This is a genomic window from Kribbella sp. NPDC048915 (assembly GCF_040649595.1).
Classification (GTDB): Bacteria; Actinomycetota; Actinomycetes; order Propionibacteriales; family Kribbellaceae; genus Kribbella.
Map to the genome: position 1 here is coordinate 4,570 of NZ_JBEZFT010000108.1, position 17,811 is coordinate 22,380.

Annotated in this window: 17 protein-coding genes and 1 tRNA gene; 9 read left to right on the forward strand and 9 right to left on the reverse strand. The window is 67.7% G+C overall.

All coding sequences use genetic code 11. From position 1 onward, the window contains the following. Positions 1-352 precede the first annotated feature (352 nt). Both AB0B82_RS32720 and AB0B82_RS32725 read left to right on the forward strand, forming a co-directional pair. Positions 353-982, forward strand: coding sequence for a DUF998 domain-containing protein (locus AB0B82_RS32720; protein ID WP_360177493.1), 630 nt, complete (start codon positions 353-355; stop codon positions 980-982). 172 nt (positions 983-1,154) lie between these two features. Further along, positions 1,155-2,003 carry an MBL fold metallo-hydrolase gene (locus tag AB0B82_RS32725; RefSeq protein WP_360177540.1) on the forward strand — a complete coding sequence of 283 codons (849 nt, stop codon included), beginning with the start codon at positions 1,155-1,157 and terminating at the stop codon, positions 2,001-2,003. 572 nt (positions 2,004-2,575) lie between these two features. Here the strand turns inward: AB0B82_RS32725 and AB0B82_RS32730 are convergent. Further along, positions 2,576-5,587, reverse strand: a complete 3,012-nt coding sequence (locus AB0B82_RS32730; protein ID WP_360177496.1) for a PQQ-dependent sugar dehydrogenase — start codon at positions 5,585-5,587, stop codon at positions 2,576-2,578. 179 nt (positions 5,588-5,766) lie between these two features. Between AB0B82_RS32730 and AB0B82_RS32735 the strand changes: the two genes are divergently transcribed. Beyond that, positions 5,767-6,657: a GIY-YIG nuclease family protein gene (locus AB0B82_RS32735; RefSeq protein WP_360177499.1), complete on the forward strand. Its 891-nt coding sequence runs from the start codon at positions 5,767-5,769 to the stop codon at positions 6,655-6,657. 302 nt (positions 6,658-6,959) lie between these two features. Next, positions 6,960-7,802 carry a hypothetical protein gene (locus tag AB0B82_RS32740; RefSeq protein WP_360177502.1) on the forward strand — a complete coding sequence of 281 codons (843 nt, stop codon included), beginning with the start codon at positions 6,960-6,962 and terminating at the stop codon, positions 7,800-7,802. Here the strand turns inward: AB0B82_RS32740 and AB0B82_RS32745 are convergent. The 5 genes from AB0B82_RS32745 to AB0B82_RS32765 form a co-directional block, all read right to left on the reverse strand. Next, complete coding sequence (locus tag AB0B82_RS32745) at positions 7,792-8,535, reverse strand: hypothetical protein (protein WP_360177505.1); 744 nt, start codon at positions 8,533-8,535, stop codon at positions 7,792-7,794. The genes AB0B82_RS32740 and AB0B82_RS32745 overlap by 11 nt on opposite strands. 1 nt (position 8,536) lies before the next feature. Then, positions 8,537-9,058 carry a SigE family RNA polymerase sigma factor gene (locus AB0B82_RS32750; RefSeq protein WP_360177508.1) on the reverse strand — a complete coding sequence of 174 codons (522 nt, stop codon included), beginning with the start codon at positions 9,056-9,058 and terminating at the stop codon, positions 8,537-8,539. Between the two features lie 56 nt (positions 9,059-9,114). Beyond that, the gene (locus tag AB0B82_RS32755) at positions 9,115-9,855 is read right to left on the reverse strand and encodes an RNA methyltransferase (RefSeq protein WP_360177511.1); all 741 of its coding nucleotides are present in this window, start codon (positions 9,853-9,855) and stop codon (positions 9,115-9,117) included. A gap of 4 nt (positions 9,856-9,859) precedes the next feature. Next, on the reverse strand, positions 9,860-10,156 hold the full coding sequence (locus tag AB0B82_RS32760) for a DUF4287 domain-containing protein (RefSeq protein ID WP_360177514.1): 297 nt from the start codon (positions 10,154-10,156) through the stop codon (positions 9,860-9,862). Between the two features lie 87 nt (positions 10,157-10,243). Next, a complete protein-coding gene (locus AB0B82_RS32765) occupies positions 10,244-11,617 on the reverse strand; it encodes an aminotransferase class V-fold PLP-dependent enzyme (protein WP_360177517.1) in 1,374 nt (457 codons plus the stop codon). Between the two features lie 22 nt (positions 11,618-11,639). On the opposite strand from AB0B82_RS32765, the gene AB0B82_RS32770 reads away from it, so the two are divergent. After that, positions 11,640-12,875: an MFS transporter gene (locus AB0B82_RS32770; protein ID WP_360177520.1), complete on the forward strand. Its 1,236-nt coding sequence runs from the start codon at positions 11,640-11,642 to the stop codon at positions 12,873-12,875. Here AB0B82_RS32770 and AB0B82_RS32775 read toward each other — a convergent pair. Both AB0B82_RS32775 and AB0B82_RS32780 read right to left on the reverse strand, forming a co-directional pair. Further along, positions 12,805-13,185: an MFS transporter gene (locus AB0B82_RS32775; RefSeq protein ID WP_360177523.1), complete on the reverse strand. Its 381-nt coding sequence runs from the start codon at positions 13,183-13,185 to the stop codon at positions 12,805-12,807. The two genes, AB0B82_RS32770 and AB0B82_RS32775, sit on opposite strands and share 71 nt — an antisense overlap. Positions 13,186-13,229: 44 nt before the next feature. Next, positions 13,230-13,958 (reverse strand): MFS transporter, encoded by a 729-nt coding sequence (locus AB0B82_RS32780; protein ID WP_360177526.1) that lies wholly within the window; start codon positions 13,956-13,958, stop codon positions 13,230-13,232. A gap of 80 nt (positions 13,959-14,038) precedes the next feature. On the opposite strand from AB0B82_RS32780, the gene AB0B82_RS32785 reads away from it, so the two are divergent. The 4 genes from AB0B82_RS32785 (at position 14,039) to AB0B82_RS32800 (ending at position 16,634) form a co-directional block, all read left to right on the forward strand. Continuing rightward, positions 14,039-14,111 (forward strand) — tRNA-Thr (locus tag AB0B82_RS32785). Positions 14,112-14,196: 85 nt separating this feature from the next. Continuing rightward, a complete protein-coding gene (locus tag AB0B82_RS32790; RefSeq protein ID WP_360177529.1) occupies positions 14,197-15,552 on the forward strand; it encodes a site-specific integrase in 1,356 nt (451 codons plus the stop codon). 362 nt (positions 15,553-15,914) lie between these two features. Beyond that, entirely contained in the window at positions 15,915-16,118 is a 204-nt protein-coding gene (locus AB0B82_RS32795; RefSeq protein ID WP_360177531.1) for a hypothetical protein, read from the forward strand. Then, entirely contained in the window at positions 16,119-16,634 is a 516-nt protein-coding gene (locus tag AB0B82_RS32800) for a GNAT family N-acetyltransferase (protein WP_360177534.1), read from the forward strand. It abuts the gene before it with no gap. 332 nt (positions 16,635-16,966) lie between these two features. Here the strand turns inward: AB0B82_RS32800 and AB0B82_RS32805 are convergent, their stop codons facing one another. Further along, complete coding sequence (locus AB0B82_RS32805; RefSeq protein WP_360177537.1) at positions 16,967-17,428, reverse strand: hypothetical protein; 462 nt, start codon at positions 17,426-17,428, stop codon at positions 16,967-16,969. Positions 17,429-17,811: the final 383 nt, after the last annotated feature.

Genomic DNA, 17,811 nt, shown 5'->3' on the forward strand with positions numbered 1-17,811 from the left:
GGTGGGGCGTGGGCGGTCGGTTGTCGGGGGTTGGGACACCGTGCCGGGGGTTGGGACAGGAAATTACGGGTGCAGGCCCGCCACGGCTTGTTCACGCGCCCGGCAGTTGGCGCGTGGCGGGGGCGGGTGAGCCGCCGGGTGGGGCGTGGGCGGTCGGTTGTCGGGGGTTGGGACACCGTGCCGGGGGTTGGGACAGGAAATTACGGGTGCAGGCCCGCCACGGCTTGTTCACGCCCCCGGCAGTTGGCGCGCGGCTGCGGCCAGGGGAGTTGCTGATCTCGGCACGGGGTGTCGAATCCGGCGTACCTCGTCCGACGCAGGGGTGACTGACTGCCTTGTGGAAGGAATCGCGATGACCACTGTGACGCTCCCCGAGACCCGTGTTCCCGCTCGTGCGCTGCTGACCGGCGGTGTGATCGCCGGACCGCTGTACGTCGCGGTGTGGCTGGTGCAGGCGTTCACCCGGGACGGGTTCGACATCACTCGGCACCCCGCCAGCCTGCTCGCGAACGGTGGACCTGGCTGGATTCAGACGGTGAACTTCATCGTCAGCAGTCTGCTCTGCATCGGCGCGGCGTTCGCGTTGCGCGGGCGGGCCGGCGTGTGGGGCCCGCGACTCCTCGGCATGTACGGCTTCGGGCTGCTGCTGGCGGCGGCGTTCCCGGCGGATCCTGCGGCTGGATTCCCGGTCGGTACGCCCGCCGACTACGCCGAGATCAGCGCCCGCGGGGTGGGGCATTTCGTGGCCGGCACCATCGGGTTCTCCGGGTTGATCGCGGCCTGTTTGGTGTTCGGGCGGCACTACCGTTCGCTCGGCCGCCGTACTTTCGCCCGCTACTCGGTTGGCACCGGCATCCTGTTCCTCGCCGCATTCGTCGGACTCAGCGCGGGGGCCGGCAGCCGCCCGACCATCATCGCGTTCGACCTCGCGGTCGTCCTCGGCTGGACCTGGATCACCGCGCTCTGCCTCGACAAGCGTTAACGACAAGCGAGGGCGACAAGCGAGGGCGACAAGCGAGGGCGACAAGCGAGGGCGACAAGCGAGGGCGACAAGCGAGGGCGACAAGCGAGAACGACAGGCGACAACCGCGGCGCCGTGGCAGGGTGTGGGCGTGATCCACACCTTCACGGTCGGCCGACTCGAGTGCGTCGTGGTGAGCGACGGTCAGCCGGGGCCGCCGTTCGAGCCACCACTCGAGGACTTTTTCACCCCGGAGTCGGGCGTTCCGAGCGAGGTACTGCGGGACGCCTGCCACGGACGGTCGTCGCTCACGTGTGGGTACAACTGTCTCTTCGTCAATACGCCGGACGGGATGGCGGTGATCGACACCGGTCTGGGCGCAAGCTTTCTCGGGTACGGCGAGTACATCAAGCCGCTCGTCGGGCAGCTCGAGGACGGAATGACGTCGGCCGGCCTCTCGCGCGCGAACCTGGCTGCGGTCGTCTTCACCCACCTGCACCAGGACCACTCGCGCGGATCGATCTGGTCCGGCGAGCTGACTTTCCCGGCCGCGACGGCGTACGCGCATGCCTTGGAGGTGGCGTTCTGGTCGGGCACGGTGGATCTACCGCAAGCGCAGCCGCATCTCGAGGCTGCGCGCGAGACCATCCGGCTGTTTGGCGAGAGGCTCCGAGCGTTCGAGTACGAGGCCGAGGTCCTGCCCGGTGTCCGCACGCTGGCCGCTCCAGGACACACGCCGGGCCACTCAGCGGTTCTGCTGGAATCGCAAGGCGAGCGGCTGCTGTGCGTCGGCGACACGTTCTACGATCCGCTGCAACTGACCAACCCGAGCTGGGCCACTCCGTGGGATCTGGATCTCGCGGCCTCGATCGCCAGCCGTCGCCACCTGCTGGAGCGCGCCGCCGACGAGCGGCTCATGGTCCACGCTTACCATCTGCCGTTCCCGGGCTTGGGTCGCGTGCAGCGCAACGGCGCGGCCTTCACCTGGCACCCGCTGACTTTAGGCATGTCTGACAGTCCAGCGCCTACTACGGAGCACTGAATGATTGATGCACGACCTGGTCTGGATTTTGGTGGTCTTTTGCGGCGATGGAACCGAGGACAGGTGCTCCAGCAGCGTTCGCCCCCGGATCACCTCTCGTGTCAGGGCCCGTTGTCGGCTCGTATACCGCCAGACAACCCCCAACACGAGGGGATGTCCCCTCGTGTAGGAGTCACGCAGCCGACCCCACCGCGATCGGGAGGCGCGTGTGGCGCGTGGCGTGTGTCAGGTCGACAGGACGTCTCCCGTACCAGGGGCCGCAGCTGAGCGTGAATCAGACACCGAACATACCCGCCCCGCACCACACGACCTGTCGAGCGTGCACACCTTCGGGCCGTGCATCGATCTAGGCACGCCGAGCTACCGAACCGAGCACCTCCTCGCGACGGCGCTGAATTGTCAGACGAGCCCTAGCGCAAGCAGGTACGGAGCGCATCCACCAGGCGAGTGGCCCGAGCGTCACCGTGGCCGATCATCCGGTTGACGGTGTAGGCGAACGCGACGCCGTACTCGTCGTCACCGAAGGCGAACTGCCCGCCCGATAGACCGGGCGCCGCCCGCGAGCGATCGAATTACGGCAGCACCCACCTCTGGTTCAGACTGCCGGTGCAGGTGTACAGGATCAGCCTCGTACCGTTCGCGCTCGAAGCCTTCTCGGCGTCGAGGCACAGCCTGGACGCGGCGTTGACGAGGGTCCCGTTCGGCTGTGGAATCCAGCGCTGACCAGGTGAGTTGTCGCAGGTCCACAGCACAGTCGGCGTCCTGAGTGCGGCGCCGCGCGCGGACAGGCACTTGCCCATCGAGCGGATCGTGCCGTCGTCGGTGGATGGCGTCCACTGCTGGTTGACCGCACCCTTGCAGGTGTAGAGCGTCGTCGGCGTACCGTTCGCCGTCTGTGCTCGGTAAACGTCGATGCACTTGCCGCCGATCCCGGTCGCCGCGCCGGTGCTCTGGAAAACGCCGAACTCCCAGAACGAGTAGTAGCTTCCGGCAACGGCTCGCTTGGTCGCCACAATCCGGACGTAGCGCGCGTAGATCGGGGTGAAGCCGACATTGTCGGTCCCGCCGTCACCGCTCGCCGTCGACGCCACGGTCTTCCAGGTCCGTCCGCTCCCGGACACCTGGATCTGGTACGACTTCGCGTACGCCGTCGACAACCAGTTGATCAGCACGCGATCCACCACCTGCACCGAGCCGAGATCGACCCGGAACCACTGCGTCTCCGTCCGCGCACTCGACCACGCGGTGCTCATCGAACCATCCACAGCGCGCACTGCCTCGCGTCCGGGCAAATAGACGCTCGAGGCAACAACCGCGCGGCCGCGGGCAAGGTTTCGCTTTGCGCCGAAGGCAGCCGTGTACGTCGTGTTCGCGGCCGGCGCAATCAGGTTGTGGTTACGTGCGCCGCCGTCCGACCAGAGCCCGAAGCGGTACGCGACGTTCGCGATGCTCTGCACGCGGTCCGTCGCCACGGACACGCTCGATCCGACGATCGTCGTGACTTTGAGTGGACTCTTCCCGCTCTTGTCGAGCACTGTCACCGGGAGCCCGGTCGGTGTCGACGCGAAGGTGGTCGTGACCGTCTTCGGGTCGAGCCGCACGCTCTTCGTGTCGGTCAGGCCTTGGGCGTCCCGCGCGGTCAGACGCAGTTCCAGGTACGACGGATACTCGTGGTCCGGTGCCGTGAAGGAGCCGCTGGCCGCGGTGACCGAGGTGATTGTGTGCGTGTGGCAGTTGCTCGGACAGTGGTGCATGACCAGCGACCAGGTGAGCGCGGAGGCCGGCAAGGTGCCTTGCTCGGGATCAGTGGCGGACCCGGAGAAGTTGATGGGATCGCCAACCTTCCAGGTGAAGGCCGGGCCGGGCGACGTGATCGTTGCCGTCGGCGCCGTGTTGGCGACGCTGATCTCCGTCGATGTCGAACTGCTCGCCTGTCCGTCGGACACGCGCAGGCGTGCGGTCGCAGTACCTGTCGTCGTGTACGTCCGTTGTACGGTCGCGGCCGTCGAGTCGTCGTACGCGCCGTCACCGTCGAGATCCCAGGCGTAGCTGAGGGTGTCGCCGTCGGCGTCGTGGGACGCGCTCGCGTCGAGCGTCACCGTCAGCGGTGCCGGCCCGCTCGACGGACTGGCCTGAATCACAGCCACCGGCGGGTTGTTCGTGCCGTTGTACACGTACCGCACGATCCGCCCGTTGTCGTAGTCGACCGTGAAGAGATCGCCGCCCGGACCGGTCTGCAGGCGTGTCACGCCGTACCCGGACGCGAACAGCTGGATGTTCGAGGGATCAGGCAGACCGTTGCTACCGCGCATCATCGCCCACACGCACTTCCGGCTGTAGTCGCTGAAGAACAGTGCGCCGTCGTACGTCGACGGATAGTTGCCCCCGGCATAGAACGACAGACCGGAGATGGACGAGCTGCCGGTCGTACACGTGTTGGCGACGCGGTCCGCGTGCCGATAGGCGTAGTACGGCGCGGTGACAGCGGAGGGGCCGGCGGCGTAGAGGTTCTCGCAGACGTTGAGGTTCGCGCCGTCGTACCCGGGCTGGCGGGCCGATCCTTCGTAGCACGGCCAGCCGAAGTTGCTGACGCCCGCGGTCGGGAGGACCACGCGGTTGATCTCTTCCCAGGTCGAGTACCCGACGTCGCCGATCCACAACTCGTTGGTGCCCGGTCGGAACGTGAACCGCATCGGGTTGCGCAGACCGTACGCGACGATGCGGCGGGCGTTGAGGTCGGCACTGCCGATCAGCGGGTTGTTCGGCGCCGCCTGCCCGGTGTCCGGGTTGATGCGGATGATCGAGCCGTCGAGGGTGGTCGGATCGGCCGGCGTCCGGAGGTCCTGGGCACGCAGCGCGCCACCCTCCGCGGTCGGCGGGGTGAGCGTGGCGCCGACCGGTGCGGTGCCGTCGGCACAGGGATTGTCGGGCGTGACGTCGGCGGCGGTGTAGCCGTCCTGGCCGTAGTCCACGTAGTTGAAGCTCGCGCCGTCACCGCCACCGGCGTACAGGTAGCCGTCCGGGCCGAACTCGATCGAGCCGATCGAATGGCTCGGGAACACCTGGCACCAGTCCTCGACCAGCACCTGCTCCGCGCCGTTCGCGTTGAGCACCGAGAGCCGTGCGCTGGCCTGGCAGCCGTCCGCGGTCGGACCGGGCGGCGAAGGACACGGATCCGCGGTGGTGCTCGCCGTACCCCACTTCGGTGCCGCTCCGCCGATCGGCGCATCATGTGTGTACAGCACGTAAACCCTTGGATCCACAGGGAAATCGGGATGCAGCGCGAGACCGAGCAAGCCGCGATCCCAGAAGTTGTGCACCTTCGTGCGCAGGTCGGCGTACACACTCGGCGCCGGATCATCGAGCGAGTCGAAGACCTTGACCAGTCCGCTCTTCTCGGCGACGAACACCCGGCCGTCCGGCGAGAACGCGACGTTCGTCGGATCGCTCAGCCCGGTGAACACCACCTGCTCACTGAAACCGCCGGGCACGGCCGCAGCGCGTGCCGGCGTCAGCGCGACGAGCGGCAGCAACAGCAGAACTACGAACGTGGACAGCGCAGGGCGCAGCCACTGGGCAGTCATCCTCACAAAGCCCCCCAGGCCGAAAGTCCGGTGCCCGTCCCTCACAGCCCCCTGTTGCGGGTCACTCGGATCGCGTCAGGATGACGTCCCGCGTAGCGGCTCCGCAAGACCTTTCAGGTATTCGTTTCCAACATTCCATCGACCGTCACTCCGGCGGTCGGAACAGGCACAATGAGATGATGATCCCGAGCGTCCGACTGTTGCCCTCGGCACCTGGTGTGTACCGTTTCCGTGACGAGACGGGCAAGGTGCTGTACATCGGCCGGGCGCGGAACCTGCGGCGACGCGTGGCGTCGTACTGGTCGAATCTCGGTGACCGGCCGCACCTGCGCAGGATGGTCGCGCGGATCGCTCGGGTGGAGGGTGTCTGGTGCGACTCCGACCACGAAGCGGCTTGGCTCGAACGCAACCTGCTCGAACACAGCCGCCCGCGCTGGAACCGGATCGAGGGCGGCGCGGAGGTCGTCGGCTACATCCGGTTGGACGACGGTTCCAAGCCGGGGCTGCGGTTCGAGCACACCGTCAGCGGTACGGCGCCGCACTTCGGGCCGTACCTCGGTGGGCTCCGGATCCGGCAGGCCATCTCGGGACTGCATCGCGTGCTGCCATTGCAGTACACCGTGGCGGGCGACGGCTCGGCGGAAGAATTCGGACGGCTGTTCGGGATCGGGCCGGGCGACCGCGCGGCGCTGACGCGGACCGCGATCGCCGTACTGCAACGGGACCCGGCCGCGGTGGAGGCGTTGTGCGACGAGCTCGTACGACGGCGCGACCGGGCCGCGGGGGAACAACGGTACGAGTTCGCGGCCAAGGTGCAGGGCGAGATCGAAGCGCTCGACTGGATCTGCGCGGAACAGAAGGTCACGTCACTCGAGCCCTGTGACGCGGACGTGTACGGGTGGGCGGACGGGGTGCTGGTGCGGTTCGAGATCCGGGGTGGGCGGATGTGCACGTGGACACAGCGTGCCGTGGGTGAGGCAGCGGGACGTCGCCGGGTCGCCGAGACACCGGAGCCGTGGCGGGATTTCGCCCAACGCAACGCAGAACTCGCTGCGCAGCTCCCCAGGTAACCGAGTCGCCGCACGTCACCAGCCGACTTCGACTCGCCCGGTGTGCGTCAACTATCCCGCGCCCGGAAGCGCCGCCGCGCCCGCGCCGAGCGCTGCGCGGACGACCGTGGTCGGCGAGGCTTGAACAGGTACTGGTGCGTGTGCACCGGTTATTGCCTGTTCAAGCCCACGGTTTCGTGGTGGCGCCCCCGGGTTGTGGCCGTCGGCACGAGGCTGGGGGTGAGTGTGGGTGCGGGTGCGGTTGGGTGGCCGGGAGCTGCCATCTGCGGTGAGTGACGCCTCGGCTACCTAGCATGGTGGCCATGAGCCAGCCCCCGGTACCGCCGAACCAGCCGCCCGGATCGCCTGACTCGCCCGGCGAACCGCCGTACTCGCCCGGCCGACCGCCGAACCAGACCGGCCAACCGTCGAACAACCAGAGGTACCAGCCGGGCCAGCCGCCGTACCAGCCGCCGAGCCAGCCGCCGTACCAGCCGGGCCAGCCGCCGTACCAGCCGCCGAGCCAGCCGCCGTACCGGCCGGGGCAGGCGCCGTACCAGCAGGGCCAGCCGCCGTACCAGCCGGGGCAGGCGCCCTACTCGGCCAGGCCGCAGCAGCCGTCGCGAGGGTTGTTGATTCTGATTGCAAGTCTGCTTGCGGTGTCGGCGCTCGTCGCTATCACGGTCACTGTCGTCGCCGTGACGAATGCCAACGACAAGCCGGCCGGTCGTGACTCGTCGGCGCGGACGCAGCCGGCGGATCCGGGGGCGGTCGAGTTCCGCCGGGTGCTCACTTCGACGCCGGGTACGTGTCCGACCCCGGCGCCCGCGGGTACGGCGTGCGGCGACGGGTTCCGCTACACGCTCGGCAAGGTCGAGCTGAACGGCAGCAATGTGTCCGAGGTGAAGGCCGCCGAACACCAGGACAGCCCGGGCCGGTGGTTCGTCGAACTGACGCTCGATGCCGATGACGCCAAGCGCTTCGAGTTGCTGACGGCCGACCTGGCCAAGCAGCCACCGCCGACGAACCAGTTGGCGATCGTGGTGCGCGGTCAGGTCGTCGTGGCCCCGGCGGTGCAGTCGGCGATACCGAACGGCAAGGTCCAGCTCACTGGCAACTACTCCCGCGGCGACGCGCAGGAACTCGTCGGCAAGATCACCGGCTGACCTTCCAGGTCACCGTCGTCCCCGGGTAGCTGTAGCCGACCGCCACGTGTGGAATCGGTCCCGGCCACGGCGAGTGCTCGACGCGCCGGTACACGAACCAGCCGTTGGCGACCGTGGCAATGCCCTGGTAGCCGTCGGCGGTCCGGACCGTGATGCGCGGGAGTCCGCGCGGCTTCGGGTCGACCAGGGTCGACACCTGGCCGAACACACTCGTCACGCTCGACCCGGGCGCCGCGCCCCGGTCCTTGGCCGCGCTCTTGCGCAGCACGATGCCGTGCAGCGCGCCGCCGGGCACGACGGACCGCTTGGCGCCGTCGCCCCACTCGGTCGTGCAGAAGACGACGAGCTTCGGATCCTGCGGCGAGCGGTAGATGATCGACATCCCGAAGGTGTCCTGAGTCTTCACGACCAGCTGCCAACCGGTCCAGGCGTCCGCCGGTGTGCCGTCCGCTTTCGAGCAGAGGCCGGTACTTCCAGCGGGCGCCACCTTCGCGGCTGTCGGGCTCGCGGCGTCCGGCGCGACGGGGACCTCGCTCGAGCGGTTGATCGTGTCGACCGCGACGGTGGTCGCGCCGGCGATCATTGCGGCGGTGGCCAGGGAAGCCAGCACGGCCGCCGTACGACGTCGGCGTACCTGGCGGCGACCGGTCCGCACCAGGGCGTCCGGGTCGGGGACGTACGACGGTTGCGCGTCGACGGCCTCGGTCATCAGGTTCTTGAGTTCGTTCGTCATGTCAGCCTCCCAGTTCCGCGAGGTCGAGGCCGGCGAAGGCGGGGTGTTGGCGCAGTTTGTCGAGGGCGCGCAGGGTTTGGCTCTTCACGGTCCCCGGCCGGCAGCCGAGGACGTCGGCGGTGTCGTCGACGGACAGGTCGTCGAAGTACCGCAGGACGACACACGCGCGCTGCCGAGGCGGGAGCTCGGAAAGCGCCTGCGTGATCATCAGCCGGTGTTCGGCCCGCTGCATGTGATCGGCCGGATCCGCGGTATCGCTGAAGTAGCTTTCGCCGCCGACCAGTTCGGTACTCGACTTGCGGCGCAGTCCATCGAGGGTCGCGGAAACGACCACTTTCCGCGCGTAGGCAACGAGGCCCAGGTTGCGGATCCGCGGCCAGCGCCGGTACAGCCGCAGCAGCGCCTCCTGGGTCGCGTCCTCGGCCCGCCGCCGGTCTCCGCAGATCAGGTACGCCGTCCGCCACATGGCATTGGCGTGATGCGTTACGAAAGCGGTGTACTCACCCTCCGCAGCGCTGTCCATCGAGCCTCCTCATCTCGCGCTGCGCAATGAACGCGTCGGCGCGAGATTCGGTTGCATCAGCGGTTGCTGACCTCGAACGCGACGACCGCGGCGGCGACCGCGACGTTCAGCGACTCGACGCCGGCGTGCAGCGGGATCTGCAGGTCGGTGTCGGTGTTCACCGTGATGCCGTTGGTCTCGCCGCCCAGCACGTACACCGCCCGCGGCGCAAGCTCGGCCTTGAACAGCGACTGCGAAGAGCGCGCCGACAGCCCGTACACGTGGTAGCCGGCGGTTCGCAGTACGTCGACCGCGGCCCTTGCCGTCGACGTGTTCACGATCGGTGCCTGGAACGCGACGCCGGCCGAGGCCTTGATGACCAGCGGACCGACGTGCGGCGTACCGGCCCGGGGGAGGATCACCCCGTCGAACCCGGCGCCGGTCGCGGTCCGCAGAATCATTCCGACGTTTCCCGGGTTGGTCACCCCGTCGAGCAGGAAAACGTTGGTCGGCCGTTTCCCGCGGGCTCGGACGAACTCCTCCAGCGGCGTCATCCGGGGCGCGTCCACATCCGCGACCACGCCCTGGTCGTGCTTGCCGTTGCCGGCCAGCCACTTCACCCGGCTCGGGGTCGCCCGCTCGACCGGGGTTCCGTACTTCTCCGCCGCCTGCAGGATCTCGCGCATCGAGTTTCCGGTCGCGTTGTCCGCGAGGACGACCTTCGCCACCGACAGGTTCGGGTCGTGCAGGGCCTCCAGTACCGGCTTGCGCCCGTACACGGTGATCCACTTGTCCCGCGGTGACCTCTTCGCATCCACCCGCCTACAGTAGCGCCGGGTTCGTTGCCTTCCCGTCCAGCCAGAGCACCTTGCTCGGGTCGCCGTGCGGCCCGGACCGCCCGACATGCTTGTCGCTGATCTCCGGGCCGTTCTTGATCACGTGCACCAGCGCCATCCCGTGCCCGCGGCCCAGCTCGTACTCCGCCTTGAGCCAATCGAGGATCACGCCCGCCTTCACGTCCGCCGCGCCGTACCCGCGCTGGTGCGCCTCGTCGACCAGCTGCCGCGGGGTCCTCCCGGTCTTGTCCTCGATCTTGTCCAAGTACGCCTGGAACGACATCGTTTTCCTCCTGAAGAGTCGCTGTACACCCAGGCGTCGGACGGGCCGTGCGGAAATCGACACGCACTCCGAACATTTCCTCAGCAGCTACTGCTGCGCGCGAAGGCAGCGCAGGATGGCCTGGACGGAGCGGTCGACGTCGAACTCGTCAGTGGTCCAGTTGCTGACCGAGATCCGCATCGCGGCCCGCCCCTGCCACGTCGTACCGGACATCCAGCACGTCCCTTCCTGCTGTACGGCGTCGACCACCCGCCGCGTCAACTCGTCGTCGCCGAACCGCACCAGGACCTGGTTGAGGACCACCTCGTTCAGCACCTCGACGCCTTCAGCCCGGAGCGCGTCGGCGAACCGCACCGCCAGCGCGTGACACCGGTCGACGATCTCGGCGATGCCGGACCGGCCGAGCGCCCGCAGAGCGGCATACACCGGGATCCCGCGTGCCCGCCGCGAAAACTCCGGGTTGTAGTCGAGCGGATCCCGTTCCCCGTTCTCGTCCTGGATCAGGTACGCCGCGCGGATCGACATCGCCGCGCGATGCGCCTCGGGATGCGCGCAGAGCACCAGCCCCGAGTCGTACGGCACGTTGAGCCACTTGTGCGCGTCGGAAGCCCACGAGTCCGCCAGATCGATCCCGTCGACCAGCGAACGCAATTCATCACTGACTGCGGCCCACAGGCCGAACGCGCCATCTACGTGCACCCAGGCGCCACGCTGGTGCGCGAGGTCGCAGATCTCCCGGATCGGATCGATCGCCCCGGTGTTCACGTTGCCGACCTGCGCACACACGATCTGCGGCCCCTCGTCCTCGAGAGCCGATTCAAGCGCTTCAACCCGGATTCGCCCCTGCCCGTCGACCGCGATCGGCACGATGCAGTTCGTCCCCAGCCCGAGGAACCGCAGCGCCCGGTCGATCGTGTCGTGGCGCTCCGCCCCGGCCAGGACGCGGATCGGTGGCGCACCGATCAACCCGTCGAGGTTCGCGTCCCACCCGGCTCTCCGCAGTACGTCGTGCCGCGCGGCCGCCAGCCCCGTGAAGTTGGCCATCTGGGCGCCGGTCACGAAGCCCACCGACGTAACTCCGGGCAGCCCGAAGAGCTCGACCAGCCAGCGCGCGGCGACGTCCTCGGCCACCGCGCCGGCCGGAGAGGCGGCGTACAGGCCGGCGTTCTGGTCCCAGGTCGTGGTCAGCCAGTCCGCGGCCAGCGCCGCCGGCGTGGCCCCGCCGAACACGAAACCGAAGAACCGTCCGCTCCCACTCGGCAACAGACCGTCCTCAACCCCCTCCGCGAGTTGCGCGATCACGTCCCGCGGCTCGGTCGGCGCCGTCGGTAACGGCCCGCCGAGCGCCTTGTGCAGCTCCTCGGACGTCGCCCGCGGCCCCACCCGCCGGTCCGGAAGCTCACCCAGATACTTCGTTGCCCGCTCATATGCCTCGGACAGCGGCCCCTCCCAATCCACCATCTCTCCTTTGTACGCTTCGCGCATGCAGATGAGGAGTCGATGGTCCGCGATCGTCGGCTACTCCCTGGTGGGCGCCGCGACCCAGCTCGTCTGGCTCAACTTCGCCGGGGTCACCACGGTCGCCGCCGCGCGGTACGGCGTCTCCGAGACCGCCATCGGGTGGCTGGCGCAGGTGTTCCCGCTGCTGTACGTCGTCCTCGCGATCCCGTGCGGTCTGCTGTTGGACCGCTGGTTCCGGCCCGCGCTCGTCGCCGGCGCCGTACTGACCGCCCTGGGCGCGGCGATTCGCCTCGGTGACACGTTCGCGTGGCTCCTGGCCGGCCAGATCGTTGCCTCCGTCGCCCAACCGCTCGTGCTGAACGCCATCACCGGAATCACCGCCCGCTCCCTGGCGCCGAAGGACCGCCCGGCCGGCATCGCGATCGGCACCGCCAGCATCTTCGCCGGCATGCTCCTCGCCTTCCTGCTCTCGGCGGTCTTCACCACCGCGTCGGCCATCCCCACACTCCTGATCATCGCCACAGTCTTCTGCGCCGCGGCAGCCGTTTTCCTCACCGTCACGCTGCGCGCTCCCGCGTTTGCCGCGATCCCCGAACCAGCAGTTGTCCGGCCGTCCGCCGAGTCATTTCCCGCTCAGCTGTCGGACGACGACGCCTCGGCACCTGTGCCGAGCGCGCTGGCCGCCGCCTGGGGTGACCCGCTGATCCGGAAACTGTGCGTACTCGCGGTATTTCCTTTCGGCGTCTTCGTTGCCCTGAGCACCTTCGCCCAAGCGCTCCTGGAACCATCGGGCGTCAGCGGCGGCACTGCGAGCGTCATTCTCCTGCTACAGGTCGTCGCCGGTGTCCTCGGCAGCGCCACCATCCCGATCCTGGTCGCCCGTCACCATGCCGAATCCACCCTGCTCGTCATCAGTCTGAGCGCGACCGCCGCGGCCTGCGCCCTGCTGGCCTTGGCGCCCGGCGTGCTCACCGGCTTCGTGGCGATCACGCTGATCGGCCTGCTGCTGTTGCCGGCGCTCCCGATCGTGCTCGAGCTCGTCGAACGCCGCACCGGCGAGGCCGAAGGCACGGCGGCCGGCCTGATCTGGATGGCCGGCAACCTCGGCGGCCTGATCGTCGCGGTCGCCGTCGGACTCCTGGTCGACCACCCGTTGGCCGCGTTCCTGGTGATGGCCGTGATCGCGCTCATCGCCGTACCGGGTGCTCGTTCCCTCCGCCGTCCGATCGCCGAACTCCGAGTGCGGTCAGACCCGTAACGAGCACGCCGCCGGCACCGGCGACGACGAACGTCGTACGGGCGTCCGTCTGCTCGAGCAGCAGCCCGCCGAGCACGTACGAGAGACCAGCCGCCAGGCCGATCGCGCCGTACAAGTTGCCGAACACGCGACTGAGCAGCTGCGGCGGAACCACGCGCTGGAGATGCGTATTGACGCCGACGTCGATCCCCGCGATCCCGAGCCCGCGGATCACCTGCAACGCGAGCGCCGCCCAGACCGCCCAGGCCAGCCCGGTCACCAGATTCCCGAGGCTGCTCACGGCGAACCCCAGCACCATCAGTACCGGCATGCTGAACCGGGTCGCGTATCGCGCCAGAATCGCGAATCCGGCGATCAGCCCGATCCCGACCCCGCGTAGAGCGTCGCGGCCACCGAGTCGCTCGCGCGCAGCTCGTCCTTCGCGAGGAACACCATCGCCACGTCGTCCACCCCGTTGAACGCAACCACCGCGAAGAACCCGAGCCCGATCACCCGAATCTGCGGCGCCCTCAAGATGTACCCGAGCCCGTCGCGCGCGTCCTTCAACACGCTGTGCCCCGACGCCGCAGCTGGCGGGATCTTCGGTAACCGCGTCAGCAGCAGCGCGGAGACCACGAACGTCGCCGCGTCGATCAGCAGGATCCCGCGTACATCGGTGACCAGGAACAACCCGGCCGCGATCAGCGGACCGACCGCCTCCAACCCGTTCGTGCCTGCGCCGAGCGCGGAGTTCGCCGCCTCCAACTGATCGTCTCGTACCAGCCGAGGCATCGCGCTCCGCGAACTCGCCAGGAAGACCTGCGCCGTCAGACTCCGCACCGCGACCAGGCCGAGCAGCACCGGCAACGGCGGCAACCAGAGCGCCATCACCACGGTCAGCGCACCTTGCACAAGGTCACAAGCGACCATCACCCGCCGGAGATCGAACCGGTCGCCCACCACCCCCGCGAAGGCTCCGAACAGCCCCGGCACGAAGTCCCCCGCCAGCAACAACAACGCCACCGCCAGCGCCGCACCGGTCGACTGCTGCACGTACAGCAGCAGCGCCACCAGCCCCAACGAGTCCCCGAGCACCGAAACCACCCGGGCACCCCACAGCCCCCCGAACCCACCCGGTTCCCGCAGCAGCCCCCACACGATCCACTACTATGTACCGACACCACGCCGGTGTGGCGCAATTGGCAGCGCACCGCTCTTGTAAAGCGGTGGTTGGGGGTTCGAGTCCCCCCGCCGGCTCTAGCTCTGACCAGGCATTACTACGGATGGTGATCGCCCGTAGTCACGATCTGTCAATGAATCTGTCAATGAGTACGATGGATCCATGCCTGGACGTCGCAAAACCGGCGGTCGTGAGCGAGGGTTCGTCCGCAAGCGCGGCAACTCGTACCAGGTGCTGGTCTATCAGGGCGTCGATCCCGTCACCGGCAAGGATTCGTACCTGACCGAGTCGACCCGCGACGAGAAGAAGGTCCCGGAGATCCGCTCGCGACTGCTCGCCAAGGTCGATCGTCAACGCAACGCCGCAACCAAGGCCACCTTGTCGTACGCGTTGGACGCGTGGCTCGAAGTTCACGATGCAGATGACTCGACACTCGATCGATATCGTGAGCTAACCGATCGGACCATCGGGCCAGCCCTCGGCGACGTACCGATCTCGAAGCTCGGAACCCGTGCCCTGGAACAGTTCTACGCGCAGCTGCGACGCTGCAGCGCGAGGTGCGACGGGAAACCGTTCATTGAGCATCGCACCGCCGGCGAGCATGAGTGCCGACTGGTCAAACATCGGTGGCCACCAGGTCGGCCATCAGCGAAGACCCGTGCCGAGCATGACTGCGACGCTGCTGGATGCAAGGTGATCGAGTGCGCGCCGCACGTCTGCAAGCCCTTGTCGGCGGGGACTGTCCGCAAGATTCACTTCGTCATCAGTGGTGCTCTCGCGGCCGCGGTCCGCTGGGAGTGGATCGACAGCAATCCCGCAGTCGAGGCAAAGAAGCCGAAACAGGCGCCGCCACAACCGCAGCCTCCAACATCCGACGAGGGCTCGCGGATCGTTGCCGCTGCCTGGGAGCAAGACTTCGCGTGGGGGATGCTGATCTGGCTGAAGATGGTTACCGGTGCTCGCCGCGGTGAGCTGCTCGCACTGCGCTGGCATGACCTGCACCTCGACCAAGGCGTCCTCGAGATCCGTCGCAACTTCACTCGACGAAACGGGAAATCTCGGGAGAAGGACACCAAGACCCACCAGATGCGTCGCATCAGTCTCGACCAGGGAACCGTCGAGCTGCTAGCCACGCATCGCTCGAAGTGCGAGGAGCAACTGGCCGCACTCGGCGTAGCCTTCGACGAATCCACGTTCGTATTCTCGTACGAGGCAGACCACGGTCGTCCGTGCAACCCGGACGGTGTCAGCCACCGCTATGCCGACATGTGCGCGCGCCTCGGCATCAAGAGCCATCTCCACACCTTGCGCCACTACTCCGCAACCGAGCTCATCAGCTCCGGCGTAGACATCCGCACGGTTGCCGGCCGCCTCGGCCACGGTGGCGGCGGTACGACGACGCTGCGCGTGTACGCCGCCTGGGTTGCCGAATCAGACCGCCAGGCTGCAAACGTGCTCGCCGGTCGCCTCCCCAAGCCAGGCCTAACTCGCGGCGGTCGGCGCGATTCCCCCTCCTAAGCGCCTCATTACGAGTCCGTCACCACAGGCGCAGGCGGCCAGGGGGTGCGCGCTTCTAGGCGTCGAAACATGCCCGCCGATAGCGGGTTGCTAACGGCTGCTCCGAGTGGTTCGGGGGCACCCGGGGGGCACCGAGTCTGCCTTGGGGTAAGCCGACATCGAGAGCACCTTCATTGCGACTGCCTAACCGACACGCGGACGTGGTTGCCGGTCCGGCGAGGCGGGGACACTCCCAATTAGGGATCACAAGCGCACTAACAGCGGCTTTCTGCACACAATCCGTAACGTTGTACGGCGGTGATCGATAGGTAGGTATACCGGCGTACGCTGGATGTAAGGGCCAAACGAGGGGAACGGTAACGATGACCGCCGCATTGCTGAGCATCGCGCGTTTGCCTGCCCACCTGCTCCGCCCCCGTGGTGAGGTAGTCGGTAGCGAGCGCGACGCGGCTGCCAAGTATCGCGAAATGATGGGTCTGGATCTGTCCGACGAGGAGCAGCAGGCCCTGGCAAAGCGTAATACCCAGGGTGCGCCAGTCCGCAACCTTCGGGCCTACCGCGCCTAGGTGCCGGGCCTACTGCGCTGGCGAGACGGCCAGCGGGGCGACAAGCAGGCACTTTGCGGTTTCACCTGCACTGAGGACTACGTAAAGAGCTTCCTAACGGGCTGGCAGCGGGTCCACCCCAAACCGTGGGAATACGAAGTCCAGTCGCTCATTCGCGATCTGAAGCCGCCGTACTCGTGGCCAAAGTGCCTGTTGCTCGGGTTCGATGACGACGGCTTGGCTGCGGTGGCCCACTATCGGGAAGTGGACGGCCCAGCACAGATCCTCCTTGAAGCGTTGGCGGTTGCTCGTCGACTTCGAGGTGTCGGCGGCGGATACGCGGATGACATGGCGGATGAGCTCCTGTCGACCGTGACGGATCGAGCTCTGGAGAAAGGCGTCAGCGAGGTCCTGGTCGAGGCACGGGTGTTTCACACCAACCTTGCTAGCCAAGACTTCTGCAGACGTTTCGGCATGCGCCACACCGGAAACCTCCGCCCGGAGGTGCAGGTGTGGAGCTACAGGCTCCTGGTCTAGTCGAACCCGACGTTTGCCTTGCCACCATTCCTGCCCCACGGTCAGACACCCGCGCCGGCAGCTCGTGGTGAGTTGGATCGCGTGGGTCGGGAAGCGTCCTGCCCCTGGCCTCCGGCGAGGACGGCGCCCCAGCGCCGCCCGCAGCCGGGGCCGCGCGCCGAAGGCGCGCCCTTGATCTGTCAGAGCTCAACTCAGCAGTGAGCCGCCGTCGACTCTGTCCTCCGTCGGGTGATGTGCGACAGTCGTCCGCCAGGTGATCTGCGACAGTGTGAAGGCGCGGATCGCGCCTAGATCCGGACGTTTGGTGTGGCGCCGAACGGTCGCCGACCTGGCTATCGCAACGCGTCGAGGACGTCTGCGGTAGTGAGGTGACCGGCAGCGACGAGCTTGGCGCCGAATGACCGCGCACGGTCTGCGCCGGATCTCGTGGCGAGGTTCCGGACCATCTTCTGGAAGTGCCGGACCGTCCAACCGTCAGGATCCTCGTCGTAGACACTCAGCTCTTGCAACCATCGGCTCAGCGCCCTCGCCATATCCGCCTCCGATACCAAGTACTTGGAGTCGGATCCGGACTGGTGTCGAGGCGCGTCCCCCAGGCCATCGACGGCGAGGTCCATCGCGTGCAGGTAGACGAGCGCCTGAAGCACGAGCTCTTCCCCCATAAAGTTGGCCTGCACCCACGGATCGGCCCAATCCGACGCCTCGGTCCGGGTACGACGCCCCGCAACGACGTCCTCCCACCAGACCTGCACCTCAGCGCGGGTCGGCTCGTCCTGACCGGTTACAGGGTTCACTGCCACAAGGGCAGTCTCCCAGAGCCGCCGATCGAACGTCACTGGCAGGGACCACGCTGTCCGCGGCAGATCCGTGCGTTGGCCAGATCGGTGCGTTGGCCGGCTTCTTCAACTACTCGCCAGACGTCTAGCCTGTCGCACATCAGCTGACAGATATGTGTCGCGGATCTGTTGGCGGATCACAGCCGCCGTCGACTCTCTGCCTGGCGGGTGGCGATGGGGAATGTGAAGCAGCCTTAGCCTCGATCCACCGATGGACTGGGGTGAGTTGGCGGGAGTGAGCGTGCCGTGACGCGAGAATGCCCTTGCGTGCTGGGAGATTGGGACTTGTCGAAGGTTCCGAAGCTCTCAACCCGAAAGGGCATCTCTGAGGTGCAACTCTC